At 72.2% G+C, this 26,648-nt stretch carries 19 protein-coding genes; 9 read left to right on the top strand and 10 right to left on the bottom strand.

Going from position 1 to position 26,648, the window contains the following annotated elements; genetic code table 11:
• Positions 1-231 precede the first annotated feature (231 nt).
• From ACFP3V_RS08760 to ACFP3V_RS08770, 3 genes are all read left to right on the top strand, one after another.
• Positions 232-2,811 (top strand): beta propeller repeat protein, encoded by a 2,580-nt coding sequence (locus ACFP3V_RS08760; protein WP_380581594.1) that lies wholly within the window; start codon positions 232-234, stop codon positions 2,809-2,811.
• A 109-nt stretch (positions 2,812-2,920) separates the two neighbouring features.
• Positions 2,921-3,568 (top strand): NAD(P)-dependent oxidoreductase, encoded by a 648-nt coding sequence (locus tag ACFP3V_RS08765; RefSeq protein WP_380581596.1) that lies wholly within the window; start codon positions 2,921-2,923, stop codon positions 3,566-3,568.
• An 87-nt stretch (positions 3,569-3,655) separates the two neighbouring features.
• Positions 3,656-4,156 (top strand): MarR family winged helix-turn-helix transcriptional regulator, encoded by a 501-nt coding sequence (locus ACFP3V_RS08770; RefSeq protein WP_380581598.1) that lies wholly within the window; start codon positions 3,656-3,658, stop codon positions 4,154-4,156.
• A gap of 124 nt (positions 4,157-4,280) precedes the next feature.
• On the opposite strand, the gene ACFP3V_RS08775 is transcribed toward ACFP3V_RS08770, so the two are convergent.
• The 9 genes from ACFP3V_RS08775 to ACFP3V_RS08815 all read right to left on the bottom strand — a co-directional run bounded on the left by ACFP3V_RS08775 (position 4,281) and on the right by ACFP3V_RS08815 (position 15,277).
• Positions 4,281-5,099, bottom strand: coding sequence for a CDP-alcohol phosphatidyltransferase family protein (locus ACFP3V_RS08775; RefSeq protein WP_380581730.1), 819 nt, complete (start codon positions 5,097-5,099; stop codon positions 4,281-4,283).
• A gap of 37 nt (positions 5,100-5,136) precedes the next feature.
• A complete protein-coding gene (locus ACFP3V_RS08780; RefSeq protein ID WP_380581600.1) occupies positions 5,137-5,790 on the bottom strand; it encodes a phosphatidylserine decarboxylase in 654 nt (217 codons plus the stop codon).
• Between the two features lie 320 nt (positions 5,791-6,110).
• Positions 6,111-7,310, bottom strand: a complete 1,200-nt coding sequence (locus ACFP3V_RS08785) for an acyl-CoA dehydrogenase family protein (RefSeq protein WP_380581602.1) — start codon at positions 7,308-7,310, stop codon at positions 6,111-6,113.
• Between the two features lie 104 nt (positions 7,311-7,414).
• Positions 7,415-7,915, bottom strand: a complete 501-nt coding sequence (locus ACFP3V_RS08790) for a MaoC family dehydratase (protein WP_380581604.1) — start codon at positions 7,913-7,915, stop codon at positions 7,415-7,417.
• Between the two features lie 9 nt (positions 7,916-7,924).
• Positions 7,925-8,902, bottom strand: coding sequence for an HpcH/HpaI aldolase/citrate lyase family protein (locus ACFP3V_RS08795; protein WP_380581606.1), 978 nt, complete (start codon positions 8,900-8,902; stop codon positions 7,925-7,927).
• Positions 8,902-10,911: a protein meaA gene (locus ACFP3V_RS08800; RefSeq protein ID WP_380581608.1), complete on the bottom strand. Its 2,010-nt coding sequence runs from the start codon at positions 10,909-10,911 to the stop codon at positions 8,902-8,904. Before ACFP3V_RS08800 ends, ACFP3V_RS08795 begins: the two co-directional genes overlap by 1 nt.
• 6 nt (positions 10,912-10,917) lie before the next feature.
• The gene (gene ccrA / locus ACFP3V_RS08805; protein ID WP_380581610.1) at positions 10,918-12,255 is read right to left on the bottom strand and encodes a crotonyl-CoA carboxylase/reductase; all 1,338 of its coding nucleotides are present in this window, start codon (positions 12,253-12,255) and stop codon (positions 10,918-10,920) included.
• Between the two features lie 344 nt (positions 12,256-12,599).
• Positions 12,600-13,496, bottom strand: a complete 897-nt coding sequence (locus ACFP3V_RS08810) for a TetR family transcriptional regulator (RefSeq protein WP_380581612.1) — start codon at positions 13,494-13,496, stop codon at positions 12,600-12,602.
• Positions 13,493-15,277, bottom strand: coding sequence for a 3-hydroxyacyl-CoA dehydrogenase family protein (locus tag ACFP3V_RS08815; RefSeq protein WP_380581614.1), 1,785 nt, complete (start codon positions 15,275-15,277; stop codon positions 13,493-13,495). The genes ACFP3V_RS08810 and ACFP3V_RS08815 overlap by 4 nt, the downstream gene beginning before the upstream one ends.
• 259 nt (positions 15,278-15,536) lie before the next feature.
• Between ACFP3V_RS08815 and ACFP3V_RS08820 the strand changes: the two genes are divergently transcribed.
• Positions 15,537-16,364 (top strand): ATP-grasp domain-containing protein, encoded by an 828-nt coding sequence (locus ACFP3V_RS08820; protein WP_380581616.1) that lies wholly within the window; start codon positions 15,537-15,539, stop codon positions 16,362-16,364.
• Here ACFP3V_RS08820 and ACFP3V_RS08825 read toward each other — a convergent pair.
• Positions 16,346-16,906, bottom strand: coding sequence for an NUDIX hydrolase (locus ACFP3V_RS08825; RefSeq protein WP_380581618.1), 561 nt, complete (start codon positions 16,904-16,906; stop codon positions 16,346-16,348). The genes ACFP3V_RS08820 and ACFP3V_RS08825 overlap by 19 nt on opposite strands.
• Before the next feature lie 21 nt (positions 16,907-16,927).
• Here ACFP3V_RS08825 and ACFP3V_RS08830 point away from each other — a divergent pair, with 21 nt between their 5' ends.
• The 5 genes from ACFP3V_RS08830 to ACFP3V_RS08850 all read left to right on the top strand — a co-directional run bounded on the left by ACFP3V_RS08830 (position 16,928) and on the right by ACFP3V_RS08850 (position 26,637).
• Entirely contained in the window at positions 16,928-17,368 is a 441-nt protein-coding gene (locus ACFP3V_RS08830) for an SRPBCC family protein (protein WP_380581620.1), read from the top strand.
• Positions 17,369-17,567: 199 nt separating this feature from the next.
• Positions 17,568-19,964 (top strand): MFS transporter, encoded by a 2,397-nt coding sequence (locus ACFP3V_RS08835; protein ID WP_380581622.1) that lies wholly within the window; start codon positions 17,568-17,570, stop codon positions 19,962-19,964.
• A gap of 234 nt (positions 19,965-20,198) precedes the next feature.
• Positions 20,199-21,371, top strand: coding sequence for a glycosyltransferase (locus ACFP3V_RS08840; RefSeq protein WP_380581624.1), 1,173 nt, complete (start codon positions 20,199-20,201; stop codon positions 21,369-21,371).
• A gap of 115 nt (positions 21,372-21,486) precedes the next feature.
• Positions 21,487-22,980: a sugar transferase gene (locus tag ACFP3V_RS08845; RefSeq protein ID WP_380581626.1), complete on the top strand. Its 1,494-nt coding sequence runs from the start codon at positions 21,487-21,489 to the stop codon at positions 22,978-22,980.
• A 549-nt stretch (positions 22,981-23,529) separates the two neighbouring features.
• On the top strand, positions 23,530-26,637 hold the full coding sequence (locus tag ACFP3V_RS08850) for a lipid II flippase MurJ (RefSeq protein ID WP_465270095.1): 3,108 nt from the start codon (positions 23,530-23,532) through the stop codon (positions 26,635-26,637).
• Positions 26,638-26,648 lie beyond the last annotated feature (11 nt).

The raw sequence follows: 26,648 nt of genomic DNA on the forward strand, positions 1-26,648 counted from the left end.
TGCGGTCCTCCGGAGGGTAGGCAGGGGCGCGTCAACTGGCACGGTATCCAATCGAGATGACGTTTCGTCGGCTTATCGACTCGTCCTCGCCCTCGGGTTAACGGTTTCACAACGTCCTCGGCGCGGTGCTGGCTGTCACCACCGCGAGTGTGGTCGAGTCACTCCGGCCCGATGCCTCTGTTTTGAGCACGGCAGTTTGAACCGGTGCACCCATCACTCGGGGAGGATCTGTTGACCACGGCTCGTTCACTCAGGCGGCGCAGAGGCGCGCTCACCGTCAGCGCCCTCGCCGCCCTGGGACTTCTTGCGGCCGTCCCGGCCCAGGGCATGACGATCCATCACCATCTCGGCGGCACCGGCGTGCACGCCCTCGTCGCGGGCGGCGGGGGTGACAACGGCGACGACCAGGAGGAGGCCGACGAGATCGCCGAGGGCGCGGCCCAGTACGCCGAAGCCCGCACCTCCCCCGGCGTGGTGGCTCCCGGCGCGTACGGCGCGGCCTGGGCCTCGCTGCAGCGCCTGCCGCGCACGGGCGGCGACTGGACGCACGTCACCAGGCTCCCCTACGACTCCGACGATCCCCGCTACCGCGACTACGACTCCAACTCCTCGGGCGGCATGGGCCTGGTCACCGGCCGCACGGCCGCGCTCGCCGCCGACGACAGCGGCGACGTGTGGGCCGCCTCGGCCGGCGGCGGCGTCTGGCGCTCGCGCTCCGGCGGCGGCCACTGGCAGCCGATCAGCGACGCGCTCCCGGCGCAGGCCAGCGGCGCGCTCACGCTCGACGGCAAGGGCCGCCTCTGGTACGGCACGGGCGAGTCCTCCACCAACTCCGACGCCTACCTCGGCAGCGGCGTCTACCTGCTGGACGACCCGGTGCACGGGAAGTTCGAGCCCGGCGACCGGGTGGGCGGCACCGAGCTGGAGAGCACCGCGATCCACGAGCTGCGCATCCACGGCGACCGGATCTGGGCGGCCACCACCGAGGGCCTGTGGTCCCACTCGCTGAAGAACAAGCGCGGCGCCTGGACCCTGGAGTACGCCCCCAATCCGGACTACCTGCCGGGCCACCCGCTGGCGAACGACCCGGCCTCGGCCTACAAGAACATCGTCAGCGACGTCGCCTTCGACCCCAAGGACCCGTCCAAGGTCGTCGCGGCCGTCGGCTGGCGCAGCGGCGACAGCTACAACGGCTTCTTCTCCCGTGGCGCGGACGGCAGTTGGACCCGGCTGACCTCGCTGGGCGACCTGCCGACCGACCCGTACGAGATCGGCACGGTGACCTTCGCGGCCTCCGCCGACGGCTCCCGCTACTACGCCATCGACCAGTCTCCCAACGGCATCAACGGCGTCAGCGGCGACCCGCTGGCGGGCATCTTCGTCTCCAGGTCCGGCTCCCCCTTCGGCCCGTGGACGAAGATCGCCGACCCGGACACCCTGGTCGCGGCCGGTTCCCAGGCGGGCGAGCCGGGCGGCCAGTCCTGGTACGACCAGTTCCTGCAGGTGGACCCGACCAACCCGGACCACGTCTACGCGGGCCTGGAGGAGGTCTTCGAGACCAAGGACGGCGGTGCCAGCTGGACCACGCCGGGTCCGTACTGGAACTTCTACCTGCCGTGCTGGAGCATCGACCCGACGAAGCAGACGGGTGACTGCTCGCAGACCACCCACCCGGACCAGCACGCCGTCGCGGTCGGCACGGTGCACGGCACGCCGGTGCTCTTCGTGGGCAACGACGGCGGCATCTACCGCCGTCCGGTCGCCGGCAGCGCGGGCGCCGACGGCCACGCCACCGACTGGACCTCGCTCAACGACGGCACCATCGACGCGCTGCAGTACTACTCGGTGGGCGTGGGCAAGGACCTGGCCAACGGCGGCCTGGTGGTCACCGGCGGCCTGCAGGACAACGGGCAGTCGATCCTGCGCGGCGGCGACACCGTGATGGGATCCAACTTCGGCGGCGACGGCGGCCGGACCCTCACCGACCCCGCCAACGGCTGCAACATGGCAGCGGAGTACGTCTACCTGGAGATCAACGTCACCCAGAACTGCGCGGCCAACAACGGCCTGGGCGCGCCGACGACGTACAACGTGCCGCCGCCGGACAACAAGACGTCCGAGGCCCGCTTCATCGCGCCGTTCGTCGCCGACGCGAAGACGCCGAACCTGTGGATCGCGGGCGGCCGCCACGTCTGGGCGCAGACCCAGGGCTACGCCATCCGCTCCTCCGCGCAGTGGAGCAGCCTGTTCGACCTCGGCCAGGGGCACACGGCCACGGCCGTGGCGTCCTCGGGCGGCAAGGTCTACGCGGCCTGGTGCGGTCCGTGCAACAGCACCGGCTTCCAGCGCGGCCTGGCCGTCGGCAACGCCGACGGCAGCGGCTGGCAGCAGCTGACGCTGCCGGCCAACGTCCCCAGCCGGTACCTGAGCGACGTGCAGATCGACCCGAACGACGGCAGCCACGTCTACCTGGTCGTCAACGGCTTCTCGCGGGCGTGGAACGAGGGCCCGGGCGCGGGCGTCGGCCATCTCTACGAGAGCCGCGACGGCGGGCAGAGCTGGACCGACATCTCGGCCAACCTGCCCGACGTGCCGGGCGACTCGCTGGTGCTGCTGCCCAACGGCGGTCTGGCGCTGGGCACCGACCTGGGCGTGCTGTACCGGGCTCCGCACCGGGCGTCCTGGCAGGTCGTCGGCGAGCTGCCGGCGGTGGCCGTCGACCAGCTGCTGCTGGGCCCGGACGGCAAGCTGTACGCCGCCACCCACGGGCGCGGCATCTGGTCCTTCCCGGTGAAGAAGCTGGACTGGTAGTACCAGCGCCGGCACCGTCGGAATAAAGCCTGACGGATCAGGGTTCTGCTGTGGTGTCCGGCCCGCAACGGACGGCCGGGCACCACAGCGACCTGAAGGGCAGGACCACATGGCGAAGATCGCCGTCATCGGCGCCAAGGGCACCATCGGCTCACGCATCGTCAACGAGGCGGTGGCGCGCGGGCACCAGGTCACCGCGGTGGTGCGCGACCCCGCGGGCTACGACGCCCCGGAGGGCGTCGCGGTCGTCGCGGGCGACGTACTCGACCCGGCTGCCGTGGCCAAGGCCGCGGGCGGCCAGGACGTGGTCGTCAGCGCGGTCGGCGGTGGCGACGGCCCGGGGCACAGTGCGCTGATCGAGCCCGCGGCCCGGTCGCTCGTCGAGGCGCTGCGCGGACTCGGCGCGGACGCGCCCCGGCTGATCGCGGTGGGCGGCGCCGGCAGCCTGGAGACCGTCCCCGGGCAGAAGGTCTGGGACGCCCCGGGGCTGCCCGGGTGGCTGCTGGAGATCATGCATGCCCACGGCGACGCCCTGGACTTCTACCGCACGGTCGAGGACGTCGCCTGGACCAACCTCAGCCCCGCCGGGACCATCGCGCCCGGCGAGCGCACCGGCTCCTACCGCACCGGCACCGAGCGGCTGGTCGTGGACGAGGCCGGTGAGAGCCGGATCTCCGCCGAGGACTACGCGGTCGCCGTGGTCGACGAGATCGAGCGTCCGCAGTTCGTCGGCGCCCGGTTCACCGTGGGGTACTGAGCGACTGTCATTTCTGATCGCCCGTCACGGACATGACTGTGACGGGCGGTAACGTGTGGGCAAGTAGTGACGGGGAAAAGGCGGGACATGGCTGCGGCACAGGAACACGTGATCGACTCACCGGGTGCGGCGGTGGCCGACCCCCGGATCCGGGCCTTCGGAGTGCTGCTCACCACGGCCTCGCTGATGGAGCGCCTGCTCGGCGCGACGATGGAGCGGGAGAGCGGCATCAGCCACGCGATGTTCGAGGTGCTGCTCCATCTCCAGGCGGCGCCCGAGGAGGGCGCGATGATGAGCGACCTCTCCCGCTCGCTGGTGCTGACCAGCGGCGGCGCCACCCGCCTGGTCGACCGGATGGTCGAGGCCGGCCTGGTCAGCCGCAGCCGCTCCAGCCAGGACAAGCGCGTCCAGCTGGTCTCGCTGACGGATGCCGGACGCGAGAAGCTGACCGAGGCAGCGGCCCGCCACGCGGCACAGCTCGACGCCCACCTCTACGACGTCCTGCCGCCGGGCGAGCGCGACACGATGCTGCAGGGCCTGGACGACCTCGGCCGCCATGTGCGCGAGGTCCTGCCCCCGTTGGGCTGAGCGGCGCCCCGGCCCCGGCCAACTGCCCTGCGCTCGGCGCCCGCTGAGGGGCCGTCAGCACGAAGCCCCCGTCCCTGCCGGGACGGGGGCTTCGGCGCGTTCACCGCCTGCGCGGCGGGCCGCGTCAGTGGGCCGAGCGCTGCTCCGCACGACGGGCGCGGACGTCGCCGACCTTGCGGCGGATGACCATCAGCGGAGCCATCAGCGCCAGCGCCACCTGCAGGCTCGCGCCGATCTGCAGCAGCGTCTCGCCCGCCGGCAGGCCGGTGGCCCAGGCGGCCAGGCAGCCCATGCTGACGACGATCCAGACGAGCGTCGCCGTGGCCAGCTTGCCCTGCGGCTTGGGGTACTCGACCTGACTCACCATCAGCGCCGCCACCAGGACGATGCCCACCGCGCCCAGCACGAAGTTCGGGTTCAGCAGCACGATCGAGATGACCGTCAGCGCGCCCATCGGCGACGGCATGCCCTGGAAGATGCCCGGCCGGGCCGCCGCGCAGGAGAAGCGGGCCAGCCGCAGCACCACCGCGAGCAGCACGGAGATGGCGACCGCCGCCCCCACCCGCTGGTGGCCGTCGTTGGCGACCATGCCCCAGACCATGACGAAGTAGGCCGGCGCGATGCCGAAGCTGGTGAGGTCGGCCAGGTTGTCCAGCTCGGCGCCCAGCGCGCTGCTGCGCAGCTTGCGGGCGACCAGGCCGTCGAACAGGTCGCACATCGAGCCGATCAGCAGCAGGGTCACCGCCGTGGCGGCGGCGCTGCGGCTGTTGGCGGCCGAGAGCGTCCCGGTCAGGTGCGGGATCAGGACGCCGGTGGTGGTGCAGTAGATCGCGAGAAAGCCGCAGACCGCGTTGCCGAGCGTGAACAGGTCCGCGGTGGACAGCTGCTGCGGCGAACGGGGGGCGCGCAGTTCCCGGTCCCGCGCCCAGTGGCGCAGGCGCAGGCGCTGGGCGCGCTCCTGCTCGGTCTCCTGGAAGTCGTCAGTCACGGTCAAGGCGCGTCACCCCCGCTGTGGTCTTCTGACCCACCACCACGCCGGGCTCGACGCCCTCGGGGAGGTAGGTGTCGACACGGGAGCCGAAACGGATCAGACCGACGCGCTCGCCCTGGTCCACCTTGGTGCCGCTGGTCACGTAGGGCACGATGCGGCGCGCGACCGCGCCGGCGATCTGCACCATCTCGACGTCGCCGATCTCGGTGTCGAAGTGCCACACGACCCGCTCGTTGCGGTCGCTGTCCTTGTTGAACGCCGGGACGTAGCCGCCGGGCACATGCTCGACCGAGCGCACGGTGCCGCTGAGCGGCGCACGGTTGACGTGGACGTTGAGCGGGCTCATGAAGACCGCCACGCGGGTGCGGCCGTCCGGCCAGGCGTCGATGGACTGCACGACGCCGTCGGCGGGGGAGATCACCCGACCGGGGGCGATCTCGCGCTCCGGGTCGCGGAAGAACCACAGCATGCCCGCGCTCAGCGCGGTCGCCGGCACTGCCGCGAGGGCCCATCTGCCGTTGCGCCGGGTGAGGGCGGAACAGACGGCAGCGGTGGCCACAGTCGGGACGAGCCAAGGGGATGCACCGCGGGCGAGCGTCACACGGGGACGGCCGGCGGGCGGTTGGGACGGGCTGAGGGGCATCGAAGACCTTTATCGCTGATGCGGGTGAGCGCACCTGCGTGATCGAGGGGTTCGGGGACGATAGCGGTGTCCAGGGGTGGATGCTATCGGCAGCGGGTGGTTCCTCGGCAACCTCCCTGCAAGGTACGGGCCCAAGCCCCCCTTAGCCAAGGGTTCGCCGCAAACGGTGACAAGTTGCACTTTGCCCCGCAGGGGCGCGACGAACTGCGCGACAAGCCACCCGGGGAGGTGCACGCCGAACGATGCGGCCGAACCTCCCCGGGTGGTGTGTTGCTCGCGCAGTTCCTCGCGCCCTGCGGGGCCTGCGGCCCCTGGCAGGGCTAGTCGAGCTTGTACTCCTCGAGGAGGCGGCGGCCGACGATCATCTTCTGGATCTCCGCGGTTCCCTCACCGATCAGCAGCATCGGCGCCTCCCGGTACAGCCGCTCGATCTCGTACTCCTTCGAGAAGCCGTAGCCGCCGTGGATCCTGAACGCGTCCTCCACAACTTCCTTGCAGTACTCGCTCGCCAGGTACTTGGCCATGCCGGCCTCGAGGTCGTTGCGCTTGCCGCTGTCCTTCAGCCGGGCCGCCCGCACCATCATCTGGTGGGCCGCCTCGACCTTCGTCGCCATCTCGGCCAGCTTGAACTGGATCGCCTGGTGCTGGGCGATCTTCTTGCCGAAGGTCTCCCGCTGCTGCGCGTAGCGGATGCCCAGCTCGAACGCGCGCTGCGCGACACCGCAGCCGCGAGCGGCCACGTTGACCCGGCCGACCTCGACGCCGTCCATCATCTGGTAGAAGCCGCGGCCGGTCGTGCCGCCCAGCACCCGGTCCGCCGGGACCCGCACGTTGTCGAAGATGGCCTCGGTCGTGTCGACGCCCTTGTAGCCCATCTTCTCGATCTTGCCCGGGATGGTCAGGCCCGGCACCGACGGGTTCGGGCCGAAGCCCGGGGTCTTCTCGATCAGGAAGGTGGTCAGGTTCCGGTGCGGGGCCTCCTGGCCCTCGTCCGTCCGCGCCAGCAGCGCGATCAGCGTCGAGGAGCCGCCGTTGGTCAGCCACATCTTCTGGCCGTTGACGACGAAGTCGTCGCCGTCCCTGACCGCCTTGGTGCGGATCGCCGCCACGTCGGAGCCCAGCCCCGGCTCGGACATCGAGAACGCGCCGCGGACCTCGCCGGCCGCCATGCGCGGAAGGAAGTGGTCGCGCTGCTCCTGGGTGCCGTGCTGGGCCAGCAGGTAGGCCACGATGAAGTGGGTGTTGATGATGCCGGAGACGGACATCCAGCCGCGGGCGATCTCCTCGACCACCAGCGCGTAGGTCAGCAGCGACTCGCCGAGGCCGCCGTACTCCTCCGGGATCATGAGCCCGAACAGGCCCATCTCCTTCATGCCCTCGACGATGTCGGTCGGGTACTCGTCCTTGTGCTCCAGCTCGTTGGCGACCGGGATGATCTCCTTGTCGACAAAGCTGCGGACGGTGGCGAGGATGTCCTGCTGGATCTCGGTGAGACCTTCGGTCTGGGCGAGGCGTCCCATGGCGTGTCCTTACAGAGGCGAGGGCTTCGGGCGGAGAGGCGAGGGGATCGGCTGCCCGGCGGGCGTGGCCTCCGCCGGGCAGCCGAGTCGGTGGTGACGGTCGATCAGGATTCGTTCAGCTCGGGGCGCCCGGGCTGCTCGCCTCCGCGCTCCTTGACGTAGGTCTCCGTGGGGACCATGACCTTGCGGCGGAAGACGCAGACCAGGGTGCCGTCCTGCTTGTAGCCCTTGGTCTCGACGTAGACGATGCCGCGGTCCGGCTTCGAGGTCATGTTCTTGTCGAGCACGGTGGTCTCGCCGTAGATGGTGTCGCCGTGGAAGGTCGGCGCCACGTGCTTGAGCGACTCGATCTCCAGGTTGGCGATCGCCTTGCCGGAGACGTCCGGGACGGACATGCCCAGCAGCAGCGAGTAGATGTAGTTGCCCACCACGACGTTCTTGCCCTGCACGGTCGTGGTCGCGTAGTTGGCGTCCATGTGCAGCGGGTGGTGGTTCATGGTGAGCAGACAGAACAGGTGGTCGTCGTACTCGGTGACGGTCTTTCCGGGCCAGTGCTTGTAGACGGCCCCGACCTCGAACTCCTCGTAGGTGCGTCCGAACTGCATGACGGTGCCTCAGCTCTCCGGGATCTCGAACTTGGTGGTGCGCTGCATGCCGGCGGCGCGGCCCTTGCCCGCGATGACCAGGGCCATCTTGCGGCTCGCCTCGTCGATCATCTCGTCGCCGAGCATCGCGGAGCCCTTCTTGCCGCCTGCCTCGGAGGTGCACCAGTCGTAGGCGTCCAGGATCAGCTCGGCGTGGTCGTAGTCCTCCTGCGAGGGGGAGTAGACCTCGTTGGCCGCCTCGACCTGGCCGGGGTGCAGCACCCACTTGCCGTCGAAGCCGAGGGCGGCCGAGCGGCCGGCGACCTCGCGGTAGCCGTCGACATTGCGGATCTGCAGGTAGGGGCCGTCGATGGCCTGCAGGTCGTTGGCGCGGGCGGCCATCAGGATGCGCATCAGGATGTAGTGGTAGGCGTCGGCCGGGTAGCCCGGCGGCTGCTCGCCCACGACCAGGGACTTCATGTTGATGGAGGCCATGAAGTCGGCCGGGCCGAAGATGATGGTCTCCAGTCGCGGGCTGGCCTCGGCGATCGCGTCGACGTTGATCAGGCCCTTGGCGTTCTCGATCTGCGCCTCGATGCCGATGCGGCCGACCTCGAAGCCCATGGTCTTCTCGATCTGGGTGAGCAGCAGGTCCAGCGCCACGATCTGCTGGGCGTCCTGCACCTTCGGGAGCATGATGCAGTCCAGGTTCTGGCCCGCGCCCTCGACGACGGTGACGACGTCGCGGTAGGTCCAGTGCGTGGTCCAGTCGTTGACGCGGACCACGCGGGTCTTCCCGGTCCAGTCGCCGTTGTTGAGCGCGTCGACGATGGTGTGGCGGGCGCCCTCCTTGGCCAGCGGCGCGCACGCGTCCTCCAGGTCCAGGAAGACCTGGTCGGCGGGGAGGCCCTGGGCCTTCTCCAGGAAGCGCGGGTTGGAGCCGGGGACCGCGAGGCAGGAGCGGCGCGGGCGGAGACGGCTGAATTCTGCAGAGGTGGCGGAAGACATCAGGCGAGGGTCACTTCCTTGTGCGGGGCCAGACCATGAGCGGTTCGGATCTCCTCGACGATACGGCCGATGATCGCGGTGATTCCGAAGTCCTTGGGGGTGAACACGGCGGCCACTCCCTGGGCGAGCAGTGACTGTTCGTCAGCTGCCGGGATGATGCCGCCGACGACGACCGGGACGTCCTCCATCCCGGCCCGGCGCAGCCGAGCCAGCACGTCGGGGACGAGCTCGGCATGCGCGCCGGAGAGGATCGACAGGCCGACCACGTGCACGTCCTCGGCCACGGCGGCCGCGGTGATCTGCTCGGGCGTCAGCCGGATGCCCTGGTAGACCACTTCGAAGCCGGCATCGCGGGCGCGGACGGCGATCTGCTCCGCGCCGTTGGAGTGCCCGTCCAGGCCGGGCTTGCCGACCAGGATGCGCAGTCGCCCGACGCCGAGGTCGGCGGCGGTGGCCGCGACCCGCTCGCGCACCGCGGCCAGTTCGTCGTCCGCCTGGGCCACCGGCCCGGTGACCGGAGCGGAGGAGACCCCGGTGGGGGCGCGGTACTCGCCGAAGACGTCGCGCAGCGCCTGGGCCCACTCGCCGGTGGTGACGCCGGCGCGGACGCAGGCCAGGGTGGCGGGCATCAGGTTGGCGTCCGTGGCCGCCTGGCGTTTGAGCTCTGACAGGGCGTCAGCGACGGCCTGCCGGTCGCGGGAGGCGACCCACTGCGCGAAGGCGGTGCGGACGGCCTCCTCGGCGGCCGGGTCCACCTGCATGATCGCGGTGTCCAGGTCCGCCGTCAGCGGCGAGGGCTCGGTGGTCTCGAAGCAGTTGACTCCGACGACCTTGTCCTCGCCGGACTCGATCCGCGCCCGCCGCTCGGCGTGCGAGGCGACCAGCGCGGACTTGAGGTAGCCGGACTCGACGGCCGGGATCGCCCCGCCCATCTCCTGCACCTTGGCGATCTCCGCCTCGGCGCCCTCGACCAGCTCGCGCACCTTGGCCTCGACGACGACGCTGCCGGTGAACAGGTCCTCGTACTCCAGCAGGTCCGACTCGAAGGCCAGCACCTGCTGGATGCGCAGCGACCACTGCTGGTCCCAGGGCCGGGGCAGGCCCAAGGCCTCGTTCCAGGCCGGGAGTTGGACCGCGCGGGCGCGGGCGTCCTTGGACAGCGTGACCGCCAGCATCTCCAGCACGATGCGCTGGACGTTGTTCTCCGGCTGCGCCTCGGTCAGGCCGAGCGAGTTGACCTGGACGCCGTAGCGGAACCGGCGCTGCCTGGGGTCCTGGACGCCGTAGCGCTCCAGGGTGACCTTGTCCCACAGCTGGGCGAAGGCGCGCAGCTTGCACATCTCCTCGACGAAGCGGACGCCCGCGTTGACGAAGAAGGAGATCCGGGCGACGACCTCGCCCATCTGCTCGGGCTTGACCTGGCCGCTGTCGCGCACGGCGTCCAGCACCGCGATGGCGGTGCACATCGCGTAGGCCAGCTCCTGCACCGGCGTGGCCCCGGCCTCCTGCAGGTGGTAGCTGCAGATGTTGATCGGGTTCCACTTGGGGATGTTGGCCACCGTGTAGGCGATCATGTCGGTGGTCAGCCGGATGGAGGGGCCGGGCGGGAAGACGTGCGTCCCGCGCGACAGGTACTCCTTGATGATGTCGTTCTGGGTGGTGCCGGTGAGCTTGGCGATGTCCGCGCCCTGCTCCTCGGCCACCACCTGGTACATGGCCAGCAGCCACATCGCGGTGGCGTTGATGGTCATGGACGTGTTGGTGCGCTCCAGCGGGATGCCCTCGAAGAGGGTCCGCATGTCGCCGAGGTGGCTGACCGGCACGCCGACGCGGCCGACCTCGCCGCGGGCGAGGACGTGGTCCGGGTCGTAGCCCGTCTGCGTGGGCAGGTCGAAGGCGACGGACAGGCCGGTCTGACCCTTCGCCAGATTCTTCCGGTAGAGGGCGTTGGACGCGGCCGCGGAGGAGTGCCCCGCGTAGGTCCGCATCAGCCAGGGACGGTCAGCCACGTCGACTCACTCCCCGCGGAAGCGATTGATGGCGGGCAGGTGCTTGGCGCGCAGCTCGGGGTCGGTGACGCCGAGGCCCTCCTCGGGGGAGAGGCAGAGGACGCCGACCTTGCCCTGGTGCTTGTTGTGGTGCACGTCGAGTGCCGCCTGGCCGGTCTCGGCGAGGGTGTAGGTCTTGGAAAGCGTCGGGTGGATCTTGCCCTTGGCGATCAGGCGGTTGGCCTCCCACGCCTCGCGGTAGTTGGCGAAGTGCGAGCCGACGATGCGCTTGAGCGACATCCACAGGTAGCGGTTGTCGTACTGGTGCATGTAGCCGGAGGTGGAGGCGCAGGTGACCACGGTGCCGCCCTTGCGGGTGACGTAGACCGAGGCGCCGAAGGTCTCCCGGCCGGGGTGCTCGAAGACGATGTCCACGTCCTCGCCGCCGGTCAGCTCGCGGATCTTCGCGCCGAACCGCTTCCACTCGCGCGGGTCCTGGTTCTGCTCGTCCTTCCAGAACCGGTAGCCCTCGGCGTTGCGGTCGATGATCGCCTCGGCGCCCATGTCCTGGCAGATCTTCGCCTTCTCGGGAGAGGAGACCACGCAGATCGGGGTGGCGCCGCCGGCCAGCGCGTACTGCGTGGCGTAGGAGCCGAGGCCGCCGCTGGCGCCCCAGATCAGCACGTTGTCGCCCTGCTTCATGCCGGCGCCGTTGCGGGAGACCAGCTGCCGGTAGGCGGTGGAGTTCACCAGGCCCGGGGAGGCGGCCTCCTCCCAGGTGAGGTGCTTCGGCTTGGGCATCAGCTGGTTCGACTTGACCAGCGCGATCTCGGCGAGGCCGCCGTAGTTGGTCTCGAAGCCCCAGATGCGCTGCTCGGGGTCGAGCATGGTGTCGTTGTGGCCGTCGGCGCTCTCCAGCTCGACGCTGAGACAGTGGGCGACCACCTGGTCGCCCGGCTTCCAGGCGTGCACGCCCGGCCCGGTCCGCAGCACGACACCGGCCAGGTCGGAGCCCAGGACGTGGAACGGCTGGTCGTGGCGGGCGGTCTCGGCGGAGAGGCGGCCATAGCGCTCCAGGAAGCCGAAGGTGGAGACCGGCTCGAAGATCGAACTCCACACCGTGTTGTAGTTGACGGAGGAGGCCATCACGGCCACCAGGGCCTCGCCGGGCCCGAGTTGGGGGACGGCGATCTCGTCCAGGTGCAGGGACTTGCGGGGGTCCTTGTCCCGGCTCGGGATGCCGGCGAACATCTCCTGCTCGTCCTTGTGGAGCGTGATCGCGCGGTAGGACTCGGGGAGCTTGACCGCCGCGAAGTCGGCGGACGTGCTCTCCGGGTTGAGGATCGCGTCGAGGATTTCCTTCATGGCTGCTGCCTCCGGCGGCGTACCTGCTGAGGGACGCAGGGTGCGTCGAATGGGGGAGAAGTCACCGGGAGCGGATACCGGTCACCTGGGGCGGTTCAGTCGCTCTGCTGAGGGTGGTCAGACGGGGCTCCGCGCAAGGGTGGCGCGCGGTCCGGGCACGGCGCGCCGAGGGAGGGGAGCCGCGGCGCCGCGACCAGTGGGTAACAACGTACTGGCACCCTGTGCCACTCGTAAAGACACTGCGTGCCAGCTTTTTCGCTCAGTGTCGCGTGACTGTCGTCACGCCGCAACCGCAACACGAAGGGCCCGCCACTCAGTAGAGTGGCGGGCCCTTTGAACTGGCCTTATCCCTTGGAAGGACTGGCCAGCGCGGTGCGGATGCTGTCCAGCACCTGGTCCAGCGGGGCGTCCGTGCGGGCCACCGTGATCAGCACCTCGCCTTGCGGCGTGGCACTGACGGCGCTCTCCACGGCGCTGCCCAGTGTCTCGGGTGTGGCAGGAGTGACACCCCGTGCCACCCGTTCGGAGCCGGTCCCGCCGCCCCAGAAGGTGCGCCGGATGACCTCGAAGGCGTGGTCGAGCTGTGCCTCCACCTCGCCCCGGCCGCCGGCCCGCAGCCAGCGCCGCAGCACGTGGTTGTGGGCCGCGACCACGGCCGCCGCCGAGACCTCCGCCAGCATCGCGTCGTCGCCCACGCCGCGCTCCCAGCCGCCCGACGCCTGTCCGGCGGTGTCGAAGCGGCCCAGCAGGTACCGGGTGAACAGCCGCTCGTAGCGGGCCACCACGGCGATCTCGCGCTCGCGCAGCGTCGGCACCTGGCGGATCAGCCGGTAGCGGGCCACCGAGACCTCGGGGGTGGCCGCGTACATCCGCAGCACCTCCTTGATGCCCCGGCAGACCACGTCCAGCGGATGCTCCGCAGGGTCCGCGCTCGCCAGCAGGTCCGCGACGCGGACCAGGGTGTCGTCGTGGTCCGGGAAGATCGCCTCTTCCTTGGAGCGGAAGTAGCGGAAGAAGGTCCGGCGCGCCACACCCGCCTCGGCGGCGATCTGGTCGACCGTCGTCTCCTCGTAGCCCTGGGTGGCGAACAGCCGCATGGCCGCCCCCGCCAGGTCCTGGCGCATCTGCCGCCGCTGCGCGGTCGCCCGCCTGGGCGCTCCCGCGGTCTCCTCCGCCTGCTGCTCCTCCGTGTTCACGACTCGAACGCTACACGGCTGCGCTGCGGCGGTGGGCACGGTCATCGGCGGGCGTGGTCGCGGAAGCCGCGGCCGGTCTTGCGGCCGAGGCAGCCCGCGGCCACCAGGTGCTCCAGCAGCGGCGCCGGAGCCAGGCCGGGCTCGCGGAACTCGCTGTGCAGCACCTTCTCGATCGTCAGCGAGACGTCCAGGCCGACCACGTCCAGCAGCTCGAACGGCCCCATCGGGTAGCCGCAGCCGAGCTTCATCGCGGTGTCGGCGTCGTCGACCGAGGTGTAGTGCTCCTCGATCATCCGCACGGCGTCGTTGAGGTACGGGAACAGCAGGGCGTTGACGATGAAGCCGGCCCGGTCGCCGCACTCCACCGGGTGCTTGCGCACCTTGGCGCACAGCTCCAGGACGGTTGACGTCACGTCAGGCGCGGTGAGGACGGTGGAGACCACCTCGACCAGCTTCATCGCCGGGGCCGGGTTGAAGAAGTGCATCCCGATGACGTCGGCCGGGCGGGAGGTGGCGGTGGCGCACTGGACGACCGGGAGCGACGAGGTGGTGGTGGCCAGCACCGCGCCCGGCTTGCAGACCTTGTCGAGGGTGGCGAACAGCTCTCGCTTGACGTCCAGGTCCTCGGCCACGGCCTCCAGGGCCAGGTCCACGCCCTGCAGATCCTCCAGGGAGCCGGTGGCGGTGACCCGGGCCAGGGTGGCGTCCCGGTCCTCGGCGGACAGGCGGCCCTTGCTGACGCTGCGCTCCAGGGACGTGGCGATCGCGGCCCTGGCCCGGTCCGCCTTCTCCTGGCTGCGCGCGACCAGGACGACGTCGTAGCCGGCCTTGGCGAAGACCTCGACGATGCCGGTGGCCATGGTGCCCGAGCCGCAGACGCCGACGCTGCGGATCTCCCGGCCCGGCACGCGGTCACCCGCCGCCGCGCCGTCCTCCGGCACGATCTGCGAACTGCCGGGCGCCGCGTAGGTGTAGAAGCCGCGGCCGGTCTTGCGGCCGAGCAGGCCGGCGGCGGTCAGCTGGCCCAGGATCGGAGCGGGGGCGTGCAGCCGGTCGCGGGACTGGGCGTACATGGCCTCCAGCACCGTACGGGCGGTGTCGATGCCGATCAGGTCCAGCAGCGCGAGCGGGCCCATGGGCAGGCCGCAGCCGAGCCGCATGGCGGCGTCGATGTCCTCGCGGGAGGCGTACCGCGACTCGTACATCGCGGCCGCCTGGTTGAGGTAGGCGAAGAGCAGCCCGTTGACGATGAACCCGGGCCGGTCCCCGGCGAGAACCGGTGACTTGCCCAGGGAACGGGCGAACTCGGCGGCCTCGTCGGCCGTCTGAGGGTCGGTCAGCACCGTGCGGACCACCTCGACCAGCTGCATGGCCGGGGCCGGGTTGAAGAAGTGCAGGCCCAGGACGCGCTCGGGGCGCGAGGTCACCGCGGCGAGCTTGGTGACGGAGAGGGCGGTGGTACCGGTCGCCAGGACGGTCTCCGGCGGGCAGATCTTGTCGAGCTCGGCGAAGAGCTCGCGCTTGAGCTCCAGCCGCTCGGGCACCTCCTCGATCACCAGCTGGGCGCGGGCCGCTGAGGCGAGCACCCCGGTGACGCTGATGCGGCCGAGCAGGTCCTGCCGCTCGGCCTCGGTGTAGCGGCCGCGCTCCACGGAGTGGGCGGTGGCCTCCTCGATGCGTGCGCGGGCGGCGTGGGCCTCGTCCGTGGTCGCCTCGATGCCGACGACCTCGCGGCCGCTGCGGGCGACCACTTCGGCGATGCCGGCGCCCATGGTGCCCAGGCCGACGACGGCGACGACGGGGAAGAGGGAAGGAGTTGCGGTCATGGCGTGTCTCCTCGGGAGAACACAGGGGCCGCTCCGCTCAAGGGCGGCGCCTGCGTGGAGTTGAGGGAACACGGCCGCGACTGAGAAACCGTGTGAAGCCCGTCCAACCCTCCGTCGCTGCGGCTCCCAACCGAGAGGAGGGTGGCGGTGAAGGGAGGATAGCGCGATTACCTGCCGGTAGGAAGCGGTAGCACGTCGCAGGGCGTCCGGGCCCCTGCCGCGCGGGCTACATTGGCGGTCCGCACGGCAAGGAGAACAGGTGACCGACCGCCCCCGACTGCTGCTCGTGACCGACCTCGGCTATCCGGCGCGCGGGCGTCGGTACTGCGACGAGGACATCTTCCTGAGCGGGCGGCTCCGGGACGCCTTCGACCTGGCGCTGTGCCACCCGCTGGACGCCGCCGCCTTGATGGACGGCTTCGACGCGGTCCTGGTCCGCAACAGCGGGCCGGTGCTGCACTACCGCGAGGCCTATGCGGACTTCCGCGCCCGGGCGCTGGCGTCCGGCGCGCGCGTCTACAACCCGCTGACCGGCCGCGGCGACATGGCGGGCAAGCAGTACCTGCTGGACCTGACCGAGTCCGGCTACCCGGTCATCCCCACCGTCGACCGCGCCGACCGGCTGCATCTGCTGCCCGCCGGCGGCCGCTACGCGGTCAAGCCGAAGGAGGGCGCGGACTCCATCGGCCTGCGTTTCGTGGACCGGGACGAGCTGGCCGCGCTCGACCTCGACGGAATGCTCGTCCAGCCGCGGGTCGACTTCCGCTACGAGGTGTCGTTCTACTTCGTGGACGACGCCTTCCAGTACGCCCTGCACGCGCCCGATCCGGAACGGCGCTGGGTGCTCCGGCAGTACCGGCCGAGCGCGGCGGACCTGGCCTTCGCCCGGCGGTTCGTCGACTGGAACACCCTGGAGCGCGGCATCCAGCGGGTCGACGCCTGCCGGACCCGGGAGGGCGCGCTGCTCCTGGTCGAGCTGGAGGACCTCAACCCCTACCTGTCGCTGGACCTGGTGGCCGAGCCGGCCCGCGAGGGTTTCGTCGCCGCGCTGACCGAGTCGCTCCGCGGCTACCTCGGCGCGTCCTGACGGGCCCTCAACTCCCGCCAGGCGGCCAGGCCGTCGGGGACCCACTCCCACTCGGCCAGCCTCGCCGCCAGCTCCTCCTCGGTGAGGAAGGCGTGCCAGGCCACCTCGCTCTCCTGGGGCGCCACGGCGAGCGGGGTCTCCACCTCGTACACCGCCGACCACCAGCTCTGCTCGCCGTCGCGGTACAGGAACTTGAAGAGGAACCGCGGGCTGAGCCCGCTGACGCCCAACTCCTCCTCGGCCTCCCGCTTGGCGGCCTCGTCGTAGCTCTCGCCGGTGCCCAGGACGCCGCCGACGAACATGTCGTGCAGGGACGGGAAGACCAGCTTCTGCGCCGTCCGCCGGTGCACGAAGATCCGGCCGTCCGCCGCTCGGGCCAGCACGAAGGCGCAGCGGTGCCTGAGGTTCCGGGCGTAGACGTCCGCGCGGCGCGCCTGCCCGACGACCTCGTCCCGCTCGTCGACCACGTCGAGCACCTCGTCCTCGTTCACCTGCTGCCTCCCGGGTGTGGTTGTCTGGACGCGCAAGCACCACCATGACATCCACAACGCAAGGAGCACCCCATGGGTCAGGTCTACGCCGTCACCGAGCGGGTGGTCGACGCCTCGCCGGAGAAGGTCTTCGACGCCCTGGCCGACTACCGGACCACCCGCCCGACCCTGCTGCCCGCCCAGTACAGCGAGTACGAGGTCCGCGCCGGGGGCACCGGCGCCGGCACGCAGGTGCACTGGAAGCTGCAGGCCACCGAGAAGCGCGTGCGCGACTGCCTGTTCACCGTCACCGAGCCCTCCCCGGGCCGCCTGGTGGAGACCGACGCCAACTCGACGCTCGTCAACACCTGGACGGTCACCCCGGCCGGCGAGGGCCGCGCCAAGGTCGTCCTGGAGACCACCTGGACCGGCGCGAGCGGCATCGGCGGCTTCTTCGAACGCACCTTCGCCCCCAAGGGCCTCAACCGCATCCACGACGAGGTCCTGGGCCGCCTCGCCGCGGCCGTCGCCTGAGTGGTCACCCGCCCCCGGCCCGGGAGCCGTTCGTCCGGTCGGGCCGGGGAGCCACACCTTCGGGTGATTTCGCATTTCGGCAGCTTCGGCAATTTGTCGATATGGGGCCACATTTATGCAGGTTGACGGACGGTCAGCCGCGCCGGGCTGATGATCTGCTCGCGCCCTGGCGAAGGGTGCGCACTGCAAAGATCCCCGCATGTCCGTGCTCGAAGCAGTGCACGCCGAGACCGTGCACACCGGTGGGGAATCCGTCGCCGACCGCGGGCCGGAGCACCGGGCCGGCCCCGCGCGGGTACGGCTGGTGTTCGCGGGCCTGATGCTCGCGCTGCTGCTGGCCGCGCTCGACCAGACCATCGTGGCCACCGCGCTGCCCCGGATCGTGGGCGAGTTGCACGGCCTGGAGCACATGTCCTGGGTGGTGACCGCCTATCTGCTGGCGTCCACCGTCGGGCTGCCGCTCTACGGCAAGCTGGGCGACCTCTTCGGGCGCAAGCCGGTGTTCCAGTTCGCCATCGTCGTCTTCCTCATCGGCTCCGCGCTGGCCGGCTGGTCGCACAGCATGACGGAGCTGATCGCCTTCCGCGCCGTGCAGGGCATCGGCGGCGGCGGACTCATGATCGGTGTGCAGGCGATCATCGCCGACATCGTGTCGCCGCGCGAACGCGGCCGCTACATGGGCCTGATCGGCGCGGTGTTCGGGCTCTCCTCGGTGGCGGGGCCGCTGCTCGGCGGCTGGTTCACCGACGGGCCCGGCTGGCGCTGGTGCTTCTACGTCAACCTGCCGCTGGGCGTGCTGGCCCTGGCCGTCATCTCGCTCGTGCTCACCCGGCCCCCGCGGCAGGAACGCCGGCCCCGGCTCGACCTGCCCGGCTCGGCGCTGCTCGCGGCCATGGGCATCTGCCTGGTCCTGGCGACGAGTTGGGGCGGCGGCCAGTACGCCTGGGGCTCCCCGGTCGTCCTCGGGCTGATCGGCGGCGCGGTGCTGGCGCTCGCCCTCTTCCCCCTGGCCGAGCGGCGGGCGGCGGAGCCGGTGATCCCCCTGCACCTGTTCCGCGACGGGGTGTTCAACGTCGCCGGCGGCATCGGCGTCGTGGTCGGCGTGGCGCTCTTCGGCGCGGCCAGCTACCTGCCCAGCTTCCTGCAGATGGTGGACGGCGCGAGCGCGACCACCTCGGGACTGAAGATGCTGCCGATGATGGGCGGCATCGTACTGGCCTCCATCGGCACCGGGCAGTTGATCAGCCGGACCGGCCGCTACCGCGCGTACCCGATCGTCGGCGGGGCCCTTTCGGTGCTCGGCATGGTGCTGCTCGGGCGGCTCGACGTGCACTCCAGCTACCCGGTGCAGAGCGTGGCCATGGCCGTGCTGGGGCTGGGGGTGGGCCTGGTGCTGCCGGTGCTGGTGCTGGCGGTGCAGAACTCGGTCCGCCCGCAGGACATCGGCGCGGCCACCTCCGCCAACAACTACCTGCGCCAGATCGGCGGTTCGGTCGGCGCGGCGGTCTTCGGCACCCTGTTCAACTCCCGCCTGACGCACGAACTGGCGCACCGCCTGCCGGGGGGTGGCGCGGGCGCGCCGCCCACCGACTCGATCACCCCGCAACTGGTCCGCTCGCTGCCGGTCCCGCTGCGCACGGCGTACATCGACTCCTTCGCGGCCGCGATGCCGCGTGTGTTCCTCTACCTGGCACCGGTGCTGGTGCTGGGCTTCCTGCTGGCCTTCCTGCTGAAGGAGAAACCATTGGTCACCCACGCAGCCTCGGAGCAGCCTCCGGCCGCCGCCGACGCCGCGGCCCCGCAGCCGGGTCAACCCAGCGTTCCCGCACAGCAGTCCGGCACCCCCGTGTCCGGCGCGGTGCTCCAGCCCGACCGCGCGGCGGTGCCCCGGGCGGTGCTGACGCTGGTGGACATGGACGGCCGCCAGGTCGCCCGCACCAGCAGCGGCAGCGACGGCCGCTGGGCCCTGGCCGCGCCGCGCAGCGGCAACTACGTGCTGATCGCCGCCGCGAGCGGGCACCAGCCCCAGGCGGTCACCGTGACGGTGGGCGGCCGCCCGGTGGACCTCGACGTCGTCCTCGGCGGTACCGGCCGGCTGTCCGGCGCGGTGCGCAGCACCGAGGGCGCGCCGGTGCCCGACGCGGCGGTCACGCTGACGGACGCGCGCGGCGAGGTCGTCGCCACGACGCACGCGGACGCGGACGGCGAGTACGCCTTCCGGGACCTGGTGTCCGGCCGCTACACGCTGGCCGTCAGCGCCCGGGCGTACCGCCCGGCGGCGCTGACCGTCGAGGTGACACCGGCCGGGGAGACCCGCCAGGACGTGACCATGGCGGGCAGCGGGACGCTCAAGGGGACGGTCCGCACGACCGGTGGGGCGCCGGTGGCCGACGCTCGGGTCACCCTGCTGGACGCCTCCGGCGCGGTGGTGGCCGCCCAAACGACCGGGGTGGACGGGCAGTTCAGGTTCACCGACCTGGAGCCGGGGGAGTACACCGTGATCGCGAGCGGATACCCGCCGGTGGCGACGGCCCTGCGCCTGGAGGACGGCCACACGGAACGCGACCTGCACCTGAGCCACCGGCTCGACGACTGAGCGCCCCGCGAAAGGCGTGGGGGTGCCCCCGGCCCGAAGGCTGGGGGAGGAACCGCGCGACCAACCCGCCACCCGGGGAGGTCCGTCCCGCAGGTGGGGTCGGACCTCCCCGGGGGCGGGTTGCTCGCGCAGTTCCTCGCGCCCCCGAAAGGTCACTCGTGCGAGTGGAAGGTGTACGCCTGGGGAGTGAAAGTGGGCATAGTCCAGGCCCGTAGGGGCCTAGGTTCACGATTCGTGTCTCCTGTGAACTCGCTGACGGTCCTTCACGTCTCCCAACCCGTGGACGGCGGGGTGGCCCGCGTCGTCGTGGATCTGGTGCGGGCGCAGGTCGCGGCCGGGTACCGGGTCGTCGTGGCCTGCCCGGACGAGGGGTTCCTGGGGGCCGACGCCCGCAACGCCGGTGCCGCCGTCGTCAACTGGCCGGCCGTGCGCAGTCCTTGGCGGGCACTGGGGCGGGAGGCCTGGGCGCTGCGCGGCATCGTGCGGCAGGTCGGGCCGGACGTGCTGCACCTGCACAGCTCCAAGGCGGGGCTGGCGGGGCGGCTCGCCGTGCGGGGCGGGGTGCCGACCGTGTTCCAGCCGCACGCCTGGTCCTTCGAGGCCACCTCCGGTCCGCTGACCGATGTGGTCACCCGCTGGGAGCGGTGGGCCGCGCGCTGGACCCACCGGCTGGTCTGCGTCAGCGAGGTGGAGCGCAGCCGCGGTCTGCAGCGGGGCGTGCGGGCGCCGTACACCGTGGTACGGAACGGAGTTGACATCGGCCGCTTCGACCCGGCCGTGCTGCCCGCGCCGCGCGACGCGCGGCGGAAGCTGGGGGTGCGCGGGGAGGCCCGGCTGGTGGTCTGCGTCGGCCGGCTCTGCCGGCAGAAGGGGCAGGACCTGCTGCTGCGGGCCTGGCCGCGGGTCCGGGCCGCGCTGCCGGACGCCGAGTTGGCCCTGGTGGGCGACGGCCCCGACCGGGAGGAGCTGGAGCGGCAGGCCGAGGGCCTGCCGGGGGTGCGGTTCGCCGGCGCTGTGCCCGATCCGCGCGACTGGTACGCCGCGGCGGACCTGGTGGTGCAGCCCTCGCGGTGGGAGGGCATGGCGCTGGCCCCGTTGGAGGCGATGGCCTGTGCGCGGCCGGTCCTGCTGACCGACGTGCCGGGGGCGCGCGAGTGCCTGGGCGAGTCGGAACTCCCGCTCGCCGTGGGGGACATCGTCGAACTCGCGTCCGGGATCTCGCACATGCTGGCGGACTTGGACCGCTGTCGTCGGCTCGGGTCGCAGGCGCGGGCCCGGGTCGCGGAGCGGCACCGGTTGTCCGAATCCTGTGCCGCCGTCGCACGCGTGTACGCGGAACTGCGGCGGCAGTTGCCCGTTCAGGGGGATCCGGCCCGGGAAAGTCTGACTAATTCGTCAACGGTGTGAAAGGGCGAGCCGCGCCAAGCGCTTTCGGTGCACAGCGAAGTGATTTCTGTAATGTCCGCTTTGTCTGCTTCATTGCTTACCTGAACAGGCGAGCACCAGGGGAGATTGGGCGCGGATGACCACCATCGACAACGAGGGCCTGCCGCTCTGTTCGGAGACCACCGCCGCGCAGGGTACGGCGCGGCTTTTCGTCCCGCGCCGCGCTGTCACCACCGCCGCCCCGCCGGCGGGCACCGGTGAACTCCCCGGCGGTCCGGGCGCGCTGGTCTGGGCGGACCTGCTCTCCGTCGCCGGCGCTGTGGTGCTCGTCCGCTGGATCGACCCGCGGCTAGGGCTGCGGTCGTTCGTCCTGCTCGCCCCGCTCGTGCTGCTGCTCTTCGCGGGCGGCGGCCTCTACCGGACCCGGCTGCTTCCCTCGGCGCTCGACGACGTCCCCGTGATCGTCAGGCGCGGCGCCGTCGCGGTCGGCTTCACGGTGATGGTCGAACGCCTGCCCCAGGTGCCGTGGGCGCCCGGTCTGCCCACCGAACTCCCGACCCTGGCCGGACTGTTGCTGGCCATGCTGCTGCTCGACGTGGTCGCCCGTGCGGTGGTCCACGCCGCCCTGCGGGCCACCCGGCGGCGGCGCCCCCGGCCGGTGCTGATCGCCGGGGCGGGCCACATCGGCCAGAAGGTCGCCGCCGCGCTGCTGGAGCGGCGCGAGTACGGGCTGTGGCCCGTCGGCTATCTGGACCGCGACCCGATCCTGCTGCCGGCCGACTCCCCGGTGCCGGTCCTCGGCCCCCCGGCCCAGCTGGAGCGGGAGTTGCTGATGCGCGGCATCCGCGACGTCATCCTCACCCCCAGCGGCGCGGGCGACGCCGACTCGACGCACGTGCTGCGCACCGCCGTCCGGCACGAGTGCGAGGTCTGGCTGGTGCCCGGGCTCCCGGAGTTCGGCACCCTGGAGTACGGCAACCGCCGCCCCGACCACGGCGACCACCTGTGGGGACTGCCCTGCCTGCGGCTCGGCCCGGGCCCGATGCAGCGGCCGTCGTGGGCGGTCAAGCGCGGCGTGGACATCCTCGTCGCCGCGAGCGCGCTGCTGCTCCTGTCCCCGGTACTGGCCGCCTGCGCCCTGGCCGTCCGGCTGGAGGGCGGCCCCGGGGTGATCTTCCGTCAGGAACGGGTGGGCCTGGACGGACAGGTGTTCACCGTGCTGAAGTTCCGCAGCCTGCGGCCGGTCAACGAGCACGAGTCGGCGACCAAGTGGAACATCTCCAACGACCACCGGCTCGGCCCCGTCGGCAGGTTCCTGCGCAAGTCCTCGCTGGACGAGCTGCCGCAGCTGTGGAACATCCTGCGCGGAGAGATGAGCCTGGTCGGCCCACGGCCCGAACGCCCCTACTTCGCCATGCAGTTCGCCCAGGACTACCCGCGCTACCGGGACCGCCACCGGGTGCCCGTCGGGCTCACCGGCCTCGCCCAGGTCAACGGCCTGCGCGGGGACACCTCGATCGAGGACCGGGCCCGTTTCGACAACCACTACATCGAGAGCTGGAGCCTCTGGCAGGACGTCAAGATCCTGCTGCAGACCGTGGTCGCGGTGCTCCGGACCTCCGGGAGCTGACCTGCCGTGACCCTGATCGCCGCCCTGCCCCGGTCCCGCGCCCGCGCGCTGGCGGCCGGCCTGCGCCCGGCCCATCTGGCCGCGCTGACCGTGCTGTTGGTCTGCGTGCCCACGGGCGACAAGGACGTCACCGCCGCCGTGCACGTCACCCCGGCGGACCTCGGGTCGCTGGCGCTCGTGGGCGTGGTCGGCATCGGCGCGGTGCGCGCGCTGCGAGCGGGGAGCGGGCCGCTGCTGCGGCTGCGGCACGGCCTGCTGTTCGGCGGCGTACTGGTCGCGGTGGCGGTCGCGACGGCGGCCTCGCAGGACCCGCACCAGAGTCTGTCCGGCTTCGTGCGGTTGGTGCAGGTCTTCGTGGTGGTGCCGCTGGCCGTGCTGCTGGCGCTGCGCGAGGAGCGGGACCGGGTGCTGGTGCTGCGGGCCTTCGTGGCGGCCGCTCTGGTCGAAGGTGCCATCGGGGCCTGGCAGTTCGCGACGCTGACAGGGGCCTCGTACGAGGGCGTCACGCAACGGGCGGTGGGGACCTTCGGGGTCCAGGACGTGATGGCGATGTCGGTCGTGGTCAGCTACGGCCTGCTGGCGGCGGTCGCGCTGGCCCTGCGCGCCCGTGCGGCCGGGCGCGGGCGGGAGGCGCTGGTGCTCGGCGCGGCCTCGGGCTTCCTCGTGGTGCCGCTCGCCGTCTCCTTCAGCCGGGGTAGCTGGATCGCGACGGGCGTGGCGCTGGTGGTGACGCTGGTGGCCGCGGACCTCCGACTCGCGCTGCGCGGGCTGGTGTTCGCCCTGGCGGCGGCGGTGGTGCTGGTCGGGGGCTTCGGGGTGGGCGGCGCCGCGGTGATGGCCCGGGTCGCCAGCATCGGCTCGGTGAGCTCGGCGCCCGACCACTCCGTCAGCGACCGCTACGACCTGTGGACGACGGCCCGCCGGATCTGGCAGGACCACCCGGCGACCGGGGTCGGCCCGAAGGAGTTCCCCTCCTACCGCGACGCCCACGCACCACTGCGGCTCTCCTCCGGCAGCGACACCATGGGCGCGGGCGCGGCCTTCGCGAAGGAGCCGCTGCTGTCGCCCCACAACATGTATCTCCTCCTCCTCTCCGAGGACGGCCTCCTGGGCCTCGCGGCTTTCGCCGCCCTCTTCCTCGGCCTCCTCGCCGAGGTCTCCGCCCGGTCCACCCCGAGGCGGCGGCCCGCGTCNGGCTGCGCCGGTCGGGGATGCCGGCCGGGGGCTGGGTTCGGACCCGGGCCACGGCCGGTCCGGCGCGGCGGTGGAGGCGCGGGTGGTGTCCGGGGGCGTGGACTCCGGCTGGCCCGGTGCTGGCCGCGTCGCGACCGCAGGCGGCGGTGTGCCTGGTCCTTCGGGTGGGGATGGCGGTGCGTCGGCTGCGCCGGTCGGGGATGCCGGCCGGGGGCTGGGTTCGGACCCGGGCCACGGCCGGTCCGGCGCGGCGGTGGAGGCGCGGGTGGTGTCCGGGGGCGTGGACTCCGGCTGGCCCGGTGCTGGCCGCGTCGCGACCGCAGGCGGCGGTGTGCCTGGTCCTTCGGGTGGGGATGGCGGTGCGTCGGCTGCGCCGGTCGGGGATGCCGGCCGGGGGCTGGGTTCGGACCCGGGCCACGGCCGGTCCGGCGCGGCGGTGGAGGCGCGGGTGGTGTCCGGGGGCGTGGACTCCGGCTGGCCCGGTGCTGGCCGCGTCGCGACCGCAGGCGGCGGTGTGCCTGGTCCTTCGGGTGGGGATGGCGGTGCGTCGGCTGCGCCGGTCGGGGATGCCGGCCGGGGGCTGGGTTCGGACCCGGGCTCCGCCCGGTCCGTGGCCGAGCCGTTGGCGCGTCGCGTGCGCTGGATGCCGGGGCGGGGGCTGGCGTTGGGGGCGGGGGGCTTGCTGCTGTGGCAGCTCGTGGACTTTCTGTATGCGGACATCGGGGGGACCACGACCGTGCTGATCTCGTTGGTGCTCGGGCTCGCCGCCGCGAGCGGCGGGCGCGCGGACGAGGGGGAGCCCGCATGACGCTGACCGAGCAGCGGGCTGAGGAGGCGTCAGCCCGCAGGCCCGCCAAGGGGTTCCTGGCCAGGGCCGTCGGCGTGACCTTCCTCCTCAGCGTGGGCGGGTCGGCACTGGGGCTGTTCCGGGACCTGCTGCTGGCGCGCCTCTTCGGCGCCGGCTCCGCCACGGACGCCTTTCTCGTGTCCTGGACCGTGCCCGAGACCGCCGCGCCCCTGCTGATCGAGGACGCCATGGCGTTCCTCACCGTCCCGGCGTTCAGCGCCGCCCTCGCCGCCCGCAAGGAGACTCGGCAGGGCGGCGGCGACCCGCTCCGCGCGCTCGTCCTCGCGACGCTGCCGTGGCTGGCGCTCAGCCTCGCCGCCGTGTCCGGCGTGGTCGCGCTCGGCGCGCCCGCGCTGGTCCACCTGCTCGCGCCGGGGCTCGCCGACCCCGGCCTCGCCGTGGTCTGCACCAGGTTGACCGCCCTCACCGTGCTCCCGTTCGGGCTGGTCGGCTACCTCGCCGCCGGGCTCCGGGCCCACCACCGCTTCACCGCCGCCGGGGCCGTCTACATCGCCTACAACCTCGGCATCCTGGCGGTGATGACCACCCTGCACGGCAGCCTGGGCATCCGGGCCGCCGCCCTGGGCGTCGCGGTCGGCAGCATGGCGATGGTGGCCGTGCTGCTGCCCGACTTCAACCGCCGGGTCTCCCGCTTCGCGGCCCTGACGCGGCGTCAGCCCCGGCGCCGCAGTGCCGAGGCGGCCACCCGGCTGGAGGTCAGCCCGTGGGTGCTGCTGCCGGTGATGCTGTTCACCCTGTCCCGACAGGCGCAGGTCTTCATCGAGCGGTACCTGGGCAGCTCCCTGCCGCCGGGCAGCATCTCGCACCTCAACTACGCCGAGAAGGTGGCCCAGACGGTCATGATCGCGGGCCTGATGGTCTGCATCGTGTCGTTTCCGGTCGTCGCCCGCGCGCTGGCCGAGGGGGACGCGGAAGCGGCCCGGGACCGGGTCGAGCGGGACCTGGGATTCGCCGCGCTGGTGGTCCTCGCAGGCACCGTCGTGTTGGTCGCCTGCGCTCCCCAACTGGTGCAACTGCTGTTCGAGCGCGGCCAGTTCACCGCCGCCGACACCGCCGCCACCGCCTCCGTCATGCGCGTCTACAGCCTCGGTCTGCTCGGCCAGGCGATGGTCGGCACGCTGATCCGGCCCTTCCTCGCGGTCCGGCCGGTGGTCAGCTTCGGGGTCGGCAAGCGGCGGCTGGAGCGCAGCGACTGGTACCCGCTCGCCGCGATGGCCCTCGGTCTCGTCGTCACCGCCGGGGTGGGCACCGCCACCGCTCCGCGCTTGGGAGCCGTGGGCCTGGCCGCGGCCAACGCCGCCGGGATCACGCTCACTGCCGTCCTGCTGCTGCAGGCACTGCGCGCCCGCGGGGTGCGGGTGCGGCTGGGCACCGTGCTCGGCGGCCAGGCGCGACTGCTGGTGGCGGCCCTCGCCGGGACCGGCGCCGCGCTCGCCGGGGCCGCCCTGCCCGCACCCGCCGCGCTGTCCCTGCTGTCCGGATCGGCAGCGGGGCTCGCGGCCTTCACGGCGACGGCGCTGCTGCTGCGCGCCCCCGAGCTCGCCGTTCCGCTGGCAGTCGTGCGCCGCCGTCTGCGGCCCGCTGCCTCCGCCTGACAGGAGTGGAG

The organism is Streptacidiphilus monticola, assembly GCF_042658505.1.
Taxonomy (GTDB): Bacteria; Actinomycetota; Actinomycetes; order Streptomycetales; family Streptomycetaceae; genus Streptacidiphilus; species Streptacidiphilus monticola.

Coding starts and splice junctions, on each gene's coding strand:
- ACFP3V_RS08785 (WP_380581602.1), bottom strand. CDS start 7,310: ATGGGACGCCTCGCCCAGACCGAAGGTCTCACCGAGATCCAGCAGGAC.
- ACFP3V_RS08765 (WP_380581596.1), top strand. CDS start 2,921: ATGGCGAAGATCGCCGTCATCGGCGCCAAGGGCACCATCGGCTCACGC.
- ACFP3V_RS08830 (WP_380581620.1), top strand. CDS start 16,928: ATGGGTCAGGTCTACGCCGTCACCGAGCGGGTGGTCGACGCCTCGCCG.
- ACFP3V_RS08790 (WP_380581604.1), bottom strand. CDS start 7,915: ATGCAGTTCGGACGCACCTACGAGGAGTTCGAGGTCGGGGCCGTCTAC.
- ACFP3V_RS08795 (WP_380581606.1), bottom strand. CDS start 8,902: ATGTCTTCCGCCACCTCTGCAGAATTCAGCCGTCTCCGCCCGCGCCGC.
- ACFP3V_RS08845 (WP_380581626.1), top strand. CDS start 21,487: ATGACCACCATCGACAACGAGGGCCTGCCGCTCTGTTCGGAGACCACC.
- ACFP3V_RS08780 (WP_380581600.1), bottom strand. CDS start 5,790: ATGCCCCTCAGCCCGTCCCAACCGCCCGCCGGCCGTCCCCGTGTGACG.
- ccrA (WP_380581610.1), bottom strand. CDS start 12,255: ATGAAGGAAATCCTCGACGCGATCCTCAACCCGGAGAGCACGTCCGCC.
- ACFP3V_RS08770 (WP_380581598.1), top strand. CDS start 3,656: ATGGCTGCGGCACAGGAACACGTGATCGACTCACCGGGTGCGGCGGTG.
- ACFP3V_RS08815 (WP_380581614.1), bottom strand. CDS start 15,277: ATGACCGCAACTCCTTCCCTCTTCCCCGTCGTCGCCGTCGTCGGCCTG.
- ACFP3V_RS08835 (WP_380581622.1), top strand. CDS start 17,568: ATGTCCGTGCTCGAAGCAGTGCACGCCGAGACCGTGCACACCGGTGGG.
- ACFP3V_RS08825 (WP_380581618.1), bottom strand. CDS start 16,906: ATGTCATGGTGGTGCTTGCGCGTCCAGACAACCACACCCGGGAGGCAG.
- ACFP3V_RS08810 (WP_380581612.1), bottom strand. CDS start 13,496: ATGACCGTGCCCACCGCCGCAGCGCAGCCGTGTAGCGTTCGAGTCGTG.